This is a genomic window from Ruminiclostridium herbifermentans (assembly GCF_005473905.2).
Taxonomy (GTDB): Bacteria; Bacillota; Clostridia; order Acetivibrionales; family DSM-1351; genus Ruminiclostridium; species Ruminiclostridium herbifermentans.
Window position 1 is genome coordinate 3,312,805 of record NZ_CP061336.1, and the last position, 11,877, is coordinate 3,324,681.

General features: G+C 33.0%; 10 protein-coding genes. 1 reads left to right on the forward strand and 9 read right to left on the reverse strand.

Going from position 1 to position 11,877, the window contains the following annotated elements; translation table 11 throughout:
* Positions 1-89: 89 nt before the first annotated feature.
* Together EHE19_RS13435 and EHE19_RS13440 are read right to left on the reverse strand one after the other, a co-directional pair.
* Entirely contained in the window at positions 90-1,229 is a 1,140-nt protein-coding gene (locus EHE19_RS13435; protein ID WP_244648243.1) for a type I restriction enzyme endonuclease domain-containing protein, read from the reverse strand.
* Between the two features lie 13 nt (positions 1,230-1,242).
* Positions 1,243-2,271 carry a 3-oxoacyl-[acyl-carrier-protein] synthase III C-terminal domain-containing protein gene (locus tag EHE19_RS13440; RefSeq protein WP_137698813.1) on the reverse strand — a complete coding sequence of 343 codons (1,029 nt, stop codon included), beginning with the start codon at positions 2,269-2,271 and terminating at the stop codon, positions 1,243-1,245.
* Positions 2,272-2,378: 107 nt separating this feature from the next.
* Between EHE19_RS13440 and EHE19_RS19805 the strand changes: the two genes are divergently transcribed.
* A complete protein-coding gene (locus EHE19_RS19805; RefSeq protein ID WP_244648244.1) occupies positions 2,379-2,525 on the forward strand; it encodes a Fic family protein in 147 nt (48 codons plus the stop codon).
* Positions 2,526-3,226: 701 nt separating this feature from the next.
* Here the strand turns inward: EHE19_RS19805 and EHE19_RS13450 are convergent.
* The 7 genes from EHE19_RS13450 to EHE19_RS13485 form a co-directional block, all read right to left on the reverse strand.
* On the reverse strand, positions 3,227-3,469 hold the full coding sequence (locus EHE19_RS13450) for a type II toxin-antitoxin system RelE/ParE family toxin (protein ID WP_205314710.1): 243 nt from the start codon (positions 3,467-3,469) through the stop codon (positions 3,227-3,229).
* The gene (locus EHE19_RS13455; protein ID WP_137698814.1) at positions 3,462-3,728 is read right to left on the reverse strand and encodes a type II toxin-antitoxin system Phd/YefM family antitoxin; all 267 of its coding nucleotides are present in this window, start codon (positions 3,726-3,728) and stop codon (positions 3,462-3,464) included. Before EHE19_RS13455 ends, EHE19_RS13450 begins: the two co-directional genes overlap by 8 nt.
* A 79-nt stretch (positions 3,729-3,807) precedes the next feature.
* Positions 3,808-4,476: a hypothetical protein gene (locus tag EHE19_RS13460; RefSeq protein WP_137698815.1), complete on the reverse strand. Its 669-nt coding sequence runs from the start codon at positions 4,474-4,476 to the stop codon at positions 3,808-3,810.
* Between the two features lies 1 nt (position 4,477).
* Positions 4,478-4,924, reverse strand: coding sequence for a hypothetical protein (locus EHE19_RS13465; RefSeq protein ID WP_137698816.1), 447 nt, complete (start codon positions 4,922-4,924; stop codon positions 4,478-4,480).
* Between the two features lie 4 nt (positions 4,925-4,928).
* The gene (locus EHE19_RS13470) at positions 4,929-8,570 is read right to left on the reverse strand and encodes an AAA family ATPase (protein ID WP_137698817.1); all 3,642 of its coding nucleotides are present in this window, start codon (positions 8,568-8,570) and stop codon (positions 4,929-4,931) included.
* Between the two features lie 17 nt (positions 8,571-8,587).
* The gene (locus EHE19_RS13475) at positions 8,588-10,063 is read right to left on the reverse strand and encodes a DUF4236 domain-containing protein (RefSeq protein ID WP_137698818.1); all 1,476 of its coding nucleotides are present in this window, start codon (positions 10,061-10,063) and stop codon (positions 8,588-8,590) included.
* A 628-nt stretch (positions 10,064-10,691) separates the two neighbouring features.
* A complete protein-coding gene (locus tag EHE19_RS13485; RefSeq protein ID WP_137698819.1) occupies positions 10,692-11,840 on the reverse strand; it encodes a competence protein CoiA family protein in 1,149 nt (382 codons plus the stop codon).
* Between the last annotated feature and the right edge of the window lie 37 nt (positions 11,841-11,877).

Sequence of the window (11,877 nt, forward strand, 5' to 3'; positions counted from 1 at the left end):
CCTCCTTTTGTACCCTGTAATCATACCATTTGTACATTTTTATTTAATATTATTTGTACATTATTAATTATAACTTTATAATATCTACCTCAATCCAGAACAGCGTAATGTTTCTTCGCCAGCATCAAAAGCGGCTGCACTAGCTGTTTTCGTATATTCATCTTAATTTGCTTAAAATATCGGGTGTTCAGCATCATATAGATAGCCCGTTCAATATCTCCTGTCTTTGTAAGGTTTGTCGTCCAATCCACAACATAATTCTGCCGGATGATCTCGGACACATCTTTCGCAATCCCCTTTGAGAGCTCAATTATATCTTGGCTGATGTATTCAGCAGCATCTTCCTTTACACAATTTGCCGTAGCTGTAACATCTGCTGATTCGCTTAAATATTTCTTAACGGTTTCAAAGAAGGCATATTCCTCCACAGACAGTCCCAGAGCATTCGCCTCATGCTGCTCGCCCTTTTGCATATGCCCATTGATAAACTCTTCGAGCTGCTTTTTTCGCTCCACCCAGTTATTTTTAGTCTCCTCCAGAAGCTGCTGCAACTTTTCCAGAAGACTTGTATAATAGACAGGGTTATCATCCATTTTGACATGGATAACATTCTTGATAGCATGTTCCATGGCTGAAGCAACAGCTTCATCAGATTTAAGTGTTTTCATCTTTGAAGAGAAATCCGAATCAAACAGCGTCACTGGTGCAATCCACTGACGGACTCCTAAAGACTCTAAATGCTCCGAAATCAGCTTCTTGACCTTTTCCCCATAGTCAGCAATATCTAGTTCTTTCCCAGGCTCAAAGCGTGCTTTTGCCGCTGCTCGGATATAACCCAGCCATCGCAGGTCATTGATGTGCTCTGTTGGTACATGGGCAGGCAGAATCTGTTCCATCGTTGACGCAAACCGTTTATACGCCAGTTCAAACTCGGCACGCTTGTCCTCGGGCTCGATTATTCTGACGAGAGCATCCAAATTATCTTTTTCTACCCCAACAAACATTGCCATGACTGCTTCACGATACGATAACATTTGTTTAAAAATGGAATCCAGTGACTCCATAGGCTGGCCGAGCTCTTCACGGTCAAAAATGGCCAGAGCCTCCTCTAGGAAGTCTGTTACACCATAATAATCAACTACATAGCCACATTTCTTTTTTTCACCACAGGTTCGGTTCACCCGGACAATAGCCTGTAGTAGACCATGCTCTTTAAGAGGTCTATCCAAATACATAACCTGCTCAATAGGAGCATAAAAATATTTTTTCCCCTGCATTCTTGTACAATAATGCACACATATTATAACCTGCACCTACACTACAAAAGACGTTATATTTATCAGGAATTATTTTATTATTAAGTAAAGCATGATAATAAGAAAATATTGGACTAGTGCAACCTGTATAACCATATATCTCTCCAACAAAGGTTGTTTTTTCAAATGGTGTATTTAATTTTTCTAATGTTTCTGCAATTTCTGCTTTACAAAATTGAGAAAACATAAAATGATCAATATCAGTTATATCAACTTTATTTAAAAATAGCATATTTAAAATTAAATCTTTCCATCTATCAGAAAAGAAACTCACATCATGTGGTATAAATTGTAATTTTTTATTTAGACTATCTATATTATCTTTACTTATATTAGAAGTTCCACAAATAGGATATTGTATATAATGGTTTAATGCTGAATCTGTAAAATAATTTGAGTTTATAAATCCAAATTCTCTATTACTATCTACTAATTCTAATAATACAGCGCATGCTCCATCAGCAAATGAGCCATAAGCAACTGTATCGTCTGGTCTTGCAATATTGAGAATATTAGCACTTCCTATAACTAATCCATATGATATTTTTTTAGATTTCATAAAAGTTTGTGCCATATCTAAAGCAGATATCATTCCGATACAATTAGAATTTAAATCGACATTTATATTTGCATTAACAGTACCCAACATGTTATGTAATCTTAAAGCATTAGTAGTAATTAAATATTCAGGTGTGTCTGATACAAAGTATAATAAATCAATATCTTTTGGTTTAACATTAGAAATGTCAAATATTTTTTTACCAACCTCATAACCCATTGATAACGAATTTTCATATTCACTTGCTTTGTATCTAATATTTCTGCCAAGATGGTTTAATAACCCTGTAATTTCAATATCTTGTTTTTTAAAATGATCGATGATTTCTTCATTCGTTACTTTTGTTTTAGGGTGATATATACTCACACTTTTAATTATTACATTATGGTATTTCATTTTTAGTCTCCTTCCTTTTTAAATTATTCGATTATAATACAAATTATATAATATATGTAAGTATTTCGTAACATAATAATACAACAATTGCAATAAAATGTAATATATTGATATTTGCCGCACAGATTCATAAGCGGTTTGTATTTATTCATCCTTTCATAGATGGAAACGGAAGAGTTGCAAGGTTGCTAATGAATACAGCGCTTATCCAAGATGGTTATACAGGCCATAATTCCACCAATCTTACGGCATGAGTATATTAGCTTGTTGGAGCAGTCTCATAAAAATAATCAACCTTTTATGGACTTTATTGCAGAGCAGGTTCTGAGAAGGAGATCATACACCTACTGCATATCCCTCTTCCTAAACTGCCATAAACCAAAATACTCGTTACTATACTGGTACAGTTTATTATTTTAGGATCACAATGTCATAATAAAGCATAGAACAAGTCAAATTTAGCAGTCTCTTACCTACGGTTTTGATATGGATAAACAATTAAGACCCTGAAACAAGTCTAAATAACTTATCTCAAGGTCTCATCTTCATTTATTTCTTTTGTTTTTGGGGAAAGCCCATTTTACTCTTTTCAGGGAAAGGTGGGGTGCCCTTGCGCAACGTAAATAGTTGTAAATTACTCCTGCTAATATGGACAATATCTCTGATGATCAAAAACAGCAGTAGAAAGAATATAAAGAGCCAATCACTCGTTATAGCGATTGGCCGTTCAAAAATTTCAGTTTACAGTTTTACCCTAGATGTTGATATAGAACATTATTATCTCATTTTGATACCACTTCTTCATAAATACAGTTTACAGAATTTCTTGCCAATAAAATGTATTCAACAAATTAATATTATCAAAAAAAGATTACCTGCTTCAAAGAAGTTTCTCATAATTTCGGCGCACATATATAACTCGCGAAATTGTAATTGTCATATTCTCATTATCTACCTAATAAATCATAATATAGTTTTGCACAATCAATTTTCTATACTCTTGTTTCAAAGTTCTAATTGGTTGATAGACTTGGTGAGCATAAGGAAAAGTTGTTAACTTATCGGCTGCCTCAATCATTTCCTCAGCTAGTTTTGTTGCAGCACTAGAATTGCCCAATTCATGACTAATATATCTCATAATATCAATCATATCTTGCTTGGCAACTGGCAGATACACAAGTCTATATTTTTCATTCATCGATAGCCTCTTTCAAAGCTTTCAGTACATCTTTAGAAGAATAACGCTGATCAGTTAAACTAGCTTCGCGTTCAGCAGCTTGTAGTTTAAAATATACTTCGCTTTCAAATTGTAGATTCTCAAAAGCCTCCATGCTCAGAACAACCATATCACCATAACCGTTCTTGGTCAAAAAAACAGGCTGTGCAGTTTCGTGCACGATCTTTGAAATTTCTGCAAAATTATTTCTCAAATCAGATACTGGTCTAATAGTTTTCATAAAACCACCTCAATAACAATTTAGCATATTTGTGATAAATGAACAACAAAAATCCTACAAAGAAATATAGCTTAATATCCTATTCTCTTATCAACGTATATATATTATCTCCACCTACATCCATACCATTAAAATATGTAGTACTATTAGCTTCATAATATACGCCATAAGTTATTCCACCGCCTCCATCACGAGTTCCTATTATTTGAACCTCTCCGACAGTGGGAACCTTAAAGGATATTGGTTTATTCTTAATCATAAATGGTTCCCCCATTGGAGTTCCATCAATTACAACCTGAACATAATCACCATCTTCAGCAGCATAATCCCAAATATACATGGTTGTTTCATCATAATTTGATTTATGAGTTATTGTCAAATCTCCTCCAACATATTTTTCATCACTTGACATTAACCTTGTTCCTACACCTAATGATGTAGACATATGAGTTTTAAGCGCATCTGCAGCTTGGTCAGTTGTATTTACATAACTTGATGGGTGCCCCATTGAGTATATAATCATACCAACAATAGCCACTGCCATAAAAAATACAGCACTTTTCTTTACCCTCTTCACGAAAGCTGGTTGTTCTTTATTATTCTTAGGGTTTGATTTCGGAATATCTTGTATAGAATGCTGTTCATTCTCTAGTGACTTATACTCTAATGGTTTATACTCATTTGAATTTACATTATTAGAAACATTCTTGCTATGAGTATTAGACGAAACATCTTTTCTCTCTTCCATTTTATATCTCTCCCTTTTTTACAATAAGCGGTTTCTTATAAAAATAGAAACACATGGCAATTCTGCATGCTATAATTTGAACAATCATTATTATTAATGTTACCGTATGTCTCGGTGCGCTTATTACAGCATAACCCTTAGCGAGAATTTCCTCTGCAATAGATAAAATAATTAAATGAATCATTAACATAGAGCTCAACGGATACAACCATGGCAATTTAATATAACACTTCCTAAAGGCAGGAACCCATCCCGTTATAGCCAAAATAAATCCACTTAGAAACACAAAAGCCAATCCAATGGTTGAAGTTGCAAATCCTGTATTTATCATTCCCATAATATTTATAAAGAAAATCATAGGAATAGCTATTAACATGAAAAGAATCACCCATAATAGTACGCCAAAAAACCATAAAAAGGCAAAAATATTAGATATAGCATTTTTCATAGTTCTACGCCTCCTTTATATCTTGGTCTGTTATAGTTGTAAGTGCTTCCTTTGTATAATTGCCTGTAGTACTAAGTCTTAATGCTTGATTGTTTAAAGAACGCTCATAAATATTTCTTACATACCTACCATTTCCAAACTGTTTGCTTTCTTTCGCCGCTTCAATCTTCTCTGACAGCACTTTCTTTGCACTATCGCTTAAGACATATCCTTGCTCCGAATACAATCCATCAGCAATCTGAAGTAATTCCTCTGTAGAATAATCTGGAAACTCAATTATATTCGCAAATCTTGATTGTAATCCAGCATTCTTCTGTAAAAATCTCTGCATATCTTCACTATATCCCGCTAGAATAACAACCAATCTATCTCTATTGTCATCCATCATTTTAACGAGAGTATCAATGGCTTCCTGACCAAAATCATTTTCTCCACCTTGAGCAAGTGCATATGCTTCATCAATAAAAAGCACCCCATCTAATGCTGTCTCTATTACCTGTCTGGTTTTTATTGCAGTCTGTCCAACATAACCAGCCACAAGTCCAGATCGGTCAGTTTCTACAAGTTTATTGGTACGAATGGCATTCATATTATATAAGACATTTGCAACGGTACGCGCCATCATAGTCTTTCCTGTTCCTGGATTCCCAGCAAATATCATATGCATGGTTTGAGTATTATCAGTCTTCAATCCAGCTTTCTTTCGCTCTTCCAGCATCTTCAATCTTGCATTCAAACTTCTTATATATCTCTTTACCGATTCAAGACCAATTACCTTTGACAACTCTATTTCTAAGTCAAACTTATCATTGACATCCTTTTTAGGTTGAATATCTTCAGAAGTAATGGTTGTCAATTCCTTAGTACTTACATCATCTAATGCAATTCTAAAACTTTGCCTTCGAATAATATCTTCAACAAAATTTCTAACCATTCTTCCATTTCCCGATGATTCATTAGAATGACGCTTTAATGTATTTATCCTAGCTTTAAATTGGCTTTGTGCTTCTTGAGTCAAAACAAATCCTCTACCTGCTATCATTCTCAAGCCGATAAGGTACAATTCATCTGCTGAATAATCTGGAAATTCAATTTTCAAAGGAAATCTTGACTCCAATCCTGAATTTGCTTTCATGAAATCAGCCATTTCCTTACTGTATCCTGCAAGTATTACAAGAATCTCTCCTCTGTAATCTTCAATAAGCTTTACTAATGTATCAATGCACTCTTGTCCGAAACTACTTCCATCATTTGTAATAGAATATGCTTCATCGATAAAAAGAACTCCACCTAATGCAGACTTAAACACATCTTCCGTTTTCTTAGCCGTTTGTCCAACATAGCTAGCTATCAGTCCTGATTTATCAACCTCAACCAAATGACCTTTTTTAAGAATATCCATTGAATGAAACATATCAGCAACTATTCGAGCCATAGTTGTTTTTCCAGTTCCCGGATTCCCAACAAATATCATATTTAATGATTGTGATGTATCAACATTTATATTTGCACTTTTACGTTTTTTATTGGCCTGAAGCAGAGCGTATTGAGTACGTATAAAATTCTTCACTTCATCCATACCAATAACTTCGGATAAGCTCTTTTCTAAATCAAATTCCTTTTTCTCATACAAGCCAAAATCAGAAGCATCAAGTAATTCCAAATCTGATGAAGGATTTTGTTCTATTCTCTTTGATTGTTTTAATATAGCTGCCTCAATTACATTTCGAACTAATCTACCATTGCCACCATCATTTCTTCCCTTAATCTGGCTCTTTTCAAAAACATACTTAAGGCCTTCTTCACATTCTGATGATATTTTATATCCTTTTGAATGTGCTGTAATCTTGGCAATTTCATACATTTCGTCAACAGAATAATCTTCAAAATGAACAACATTTGGAAATCTTGACTTAAGACCTGTATTTGTTTTTAAGAACTCTTGCATTTCATCATCATAGCCTGCAAGAATCACAACTAGGTCCTCTCTATTATCTTCAATGCCTTTAACAAGAGCGTCAATTGCTTCTTGTCCAAAAGTGTCATGCTTATCTCTGCACAATGAATATGCTTCATCAATAAAAAGAACTCCACCCTTTGCTCCATTTATAACCTCTGTTGTCTTTACTGCAGTATGTCCAGCATACTGCCCCACTAAGTCTGCCCTTGTCACTTCCGACAAGTGGCCTGATGATAATACTCCAATAGCTTTTAAATACTTCGCAACAATACGAGCAATTGTTGTTTTACCTGTACCAGGGTTTCCCGCAAATATCATATGCATTGAAATGTCTGACTTTTTCAAACCTTTTCCTTCACGCATTTGCTGAACTTTAAAGTTTGTTTCTAAATCCAATACATATTCCTTAACAGCCTTCAATCCAATTACATTGTTCAACTCTTTCTTAGCTTCTTCTAATTCAAGAGCATTATAGTTTTTAATGAATTGTGAAACCTTAATGATTTCTCCACCTTTTAAGTTTACGTAAAAGTCATTATCATATGTGATATGAACAGACTCATCATCCCATAACTTATCCTGAAGTTTCATTTCTGACAAAGGTTCAAAAATATTGTTATTTATATAATCTTCTAACCCTTTTACTCCAGAGACTTCGCTATACCTTTTACCTATTTCATCAAACACAACTTCATCAAAGGTTACATTAATATGTAAATTAGTTTTGCAGTTAGTGGCCAACTTGGTACATAAAGTATACGCTAAATCTCTCGCTTGAGATTTTGAAATACCCTCCAAACAGATAATATCTCCAATTTCTTTAATAATCTTATTTCCTAGTGTAGATATTATTTTGTTTTGTGATACTTGGGTTGTTAATACAAAGAACTTACCATTACTGGTTATTTCAGAAACTAATTCTGTATTCAAGACACCAGTAGCTTCAACTAAGCTCCCATTGCTAACCATATATCTTTTGGAGAGTTTATAACATCCTACTGCCATCAATTGATAGAGAATATCCAATTGTGCAGTTGTCATATTTTCTACATTCTCAAATACAACTACTTCTGTATTCTTGTTAAGCACCTTGTATAAATCACTGGTAAACAAAATGTTTGATGAATCAGCCCCGTATTGTCCCATATCCATCGAAATGGTCTCTGCATATCTAAAAATCTTTTTAGACTTTAATATATGACAAATACACTTGACCGCATAATTCTTACCCCTGCTTTCAGAGCCAATTATCAGTATAGAATTTTTAGGTTTAACATTATCATATCCTCTGACATATGGCCTCTCAAAAGCCTTAGCCAAGGCCTTCCTATCCTCTTCACTACCTATCCAATACTTTTTAAATTCATTTGGTAATTCATCAAATACTTCCGAAGCTTTAGACGCAACCTTATTCTCATCTTTTGTACTTGTAAACGTATTGCTTTGCGCCTTTGATTGCTGTATTTGTGATAATGGTTGCTGAAATGAAACTCCTCCATGTACTTGCATCTTTTCATATGATGATGCTTGATTCTGTGCTCCTTGACTTGCATATGTCTGATTATTTGAAGTCACATAGTTTTTTGTCTTATTAGATTTCGCAATGAAGCCTCTCTCATCAACGCAAGCCTTTATCTGATATTCTGGAAACAAAAATCGTATAATACTTTTAATGTCTTTTGCCATAATGTATCATCCCCGTTTTAGTTTAAATAATTGCTAATATATCTTATCCATTTACGAACATGCTTAACCAATTCTGACAAGTCACCTTCTACTTGGTTCCACTTCCCATTAGCTCCCATCTTATAACTAATCCAGCCTTTATCATCAAAGAGACTCATACTTCCGATTTTTGTTCCTTTATATATAATGTCTGTCGTTCCGTCATTTTGTCTCTTACACTTATATGTCAAAGGCAGATTTGCATCTATTAAGTTAGTTTTAAAAGCATTCAATATTTCCTGCTCAAAACTATTAGCATCAAATGAATCATTCACTTCATCCGAAACTAATTTTTCCTGTTTTCCACTGGTAATTTCCTCAGCAGAATAGATATTCTCTAAATCATCGCTTTGTTTAATATGCTTGATTTCTTGTTCTTCCTGAATCCTTGCCTGTTTAGCTTCATCAATCATAGCACTAACAGTATTACTAAATGCCTCTGCATTACTGAGATTAGAAATATATATGATAGCATTAAAACCTGTACTAGATTGAAACATAATCTTGCCATAATTACATTCAGGAAGTTGCCTATTATTCTTAAATCTCTTGTCTGGTCCGCCGTTCTTATTCACATATTGCCATGCATGTCCTATTACAGTAGCGTCTTTTGCAACAGTACCGCTCTCAACAAAAACCTGATTCTCTACTCTTATATTGAGGTCAGAATACTCAATAACTCCCCATCCCTTTTTTCCTTTAACAATTAATCTATCAGGTAAGATAAAAACATTATCTTTTCTAAGTTTCACATGATAACAAATAGCGTCTGTTTTCAAGAAATAAGGGGTTTTCTTTTTAAATTTATTTACTTTTCTCTTTACACTATGAGCTGCTCCAGCGTGTATTTTGGTTGAACTATTTGCATTAATTGTATCAATCTGCCATGCCATCTTTGTTTTACATAAATACTCCATGGCTTGATTCAGCATTTGGATTCTTCTATTTCCATATTCGTCAAAATCATAATCCAAATGTATTTTTTGAGTAGTTCTCAAATATATTAATCCACTAATACCTAATATAGTTAAAATAATCATTAGTGGCATGGATGTCATTAATACAGCCGAAACTACAATTGTCCAGATTAATATTGCCCTAATCAGTGAATACTTTTTAATCGCAGCCAAAAACTCCTGTGTATTATCTGTAGCATAATCTTTTACATTAGCATCAGACGCCTGGTAAACAACATTCCCCTCTTCAGGTGATGCATAACTTGATGCATTTAGACTATTATTGATACGCGAACGAGATTTGTTATTTCCTTTTCCACTATCACTTGTCCATGATAATCCTGTCCCTGGAATAGAATAAGTTTTTCGCGTTCCACCGCCTGCTTTTTTTGTTACTCTATAGCCTTTTGTCCCCCAACTATATCCAACTCCTGATTTGCTAAGATTGACTCTAAACCCACCACCCAAATTAATACTTTTCCTATACCGAAATCCCATGTTATGAATTCTCCTTAGTTTTCAGCATTTATTTTTTTAATCAAATAACCATCTGTTGAAACTGCATAAATGTCACCACATTCTACTGTTGTCAAAGATGCAGTTTCCTAATATATTGCATCAAAAAATGATTAAAAAGTTTGAATATATTAACTATCATTTTTATACTTTTTAATATATTATGACCTAAAAACTCTAAAAACTCTCAATGGACTAAATAATCTATGTATTTTCAAAATTCTAAAAGCATTGTTGATTGATGAAATTGATGAAAAGTCTGCTGGTTTCTCTGAATTTATTGGAATTGCCCAAGCACGGCCAAACTTTGTCACACCTTCAATTTTCCTTCAGAACACATTATCTGAACTGTTCTTTCTTTCAATTTCCATTTTATTGCCATTTCTTGAACTGTTGTGTAGCCTTCTATCATAATTCTTCTCAACAAACAAGATTAACCATTTTTTTCTATTATAACAAAGTATACACGCTTAAGCGAAAATTATCAATCTAATCATTAATACACGAGTCAAAACCACCAGCTTAACTTAATGACATTAGGCTTAGACAGGGGGATTATAAACAAATAAAAGAGGCTAATCAGCTAGTCTCTTTTTGGTTCTTATATTAATTATTCAATATTTTGATATATTTGTTTTGCTTTGATCTCACACTTTTCAATAACAATTAAAACATAATCTAACCCTTCTCTATTGGCACAATCTTTTAAAGCCTTAATATAATTAGGATAATCAAAATGATTTTGAATTAAAGCCATCAACTTAAACTTATTATCATTAACCGCAATATTATTCCTAATATTATAACAGTATGATCTTACCTTATAAATAAAACATGACAAAGTTAAGTCAAATGGAACAGAATAAATAATATCAAAAGTTCTTTTTTTCTTTTTTTGCTTAATAGAATTAATTTGATTGTAAGTAATATTTTGTTTAGTTGTAATCTTTTGTTTTGATATATATGGTATATCAGTAGTAATTAATTCAGCTTCATCCTTTTCATACTTGCATGAATAATTATCAGGAATTTGCTCACTAATTATTTCTGATTCTGAATTCATTTTATAATCAGAATCCTCATCGAATTTAACATCAAATATTCCATCAATTGAAACATTAAACAGGTCAATGTCAAAACTTCTCTTTAATCTCGTTTGATACTTAGATGATGGTCTAATAAATTTATGTAACTCAAATTCATTATTAGAAGCATATACTACAATGCCATTAGGATTATTGTCTGAAGCATAATACTCTAAACTACTCTTGTTATAAGTACTAACTGTACTAGGATTATCGATAATGACTGCTAAAAAACGATTACCTATATTTTGATAAGATTCTATCTTTGACTTAATCCTTCTTATTTGACTTATTTTAAAGAATTCGATTGCTAGTTTTTTATTATCTTTTTGTAAAAGAATACTTGAGAATAATTTATCGTCATGGAAATAATCAATAGCTACATTACCATTAAAATTAGCTTTTAGAATAGTGTATAATTTCAATTTAATTTTTTGGATATCCTCTGAGAATTCTCTACTGTATATACATTCTTTTTTATCCTTATGTGCAAAATATGGTTCTCTTATATTCCCAGCACCAAGGCGTACAGGCTTTTTACAACATGGACAAATTAAAGCATTTGAATATCCTTTTAGTCTAATTTCTTCACGCTCTATTGATTTATATACTCCATATTCATCTTTTAAATCAGATGCAATAAAATCTACTCCTTCAATAATACATTTAAGCATATAATCTCCTACTTTATTATCTTTTCACTTTTCTCAT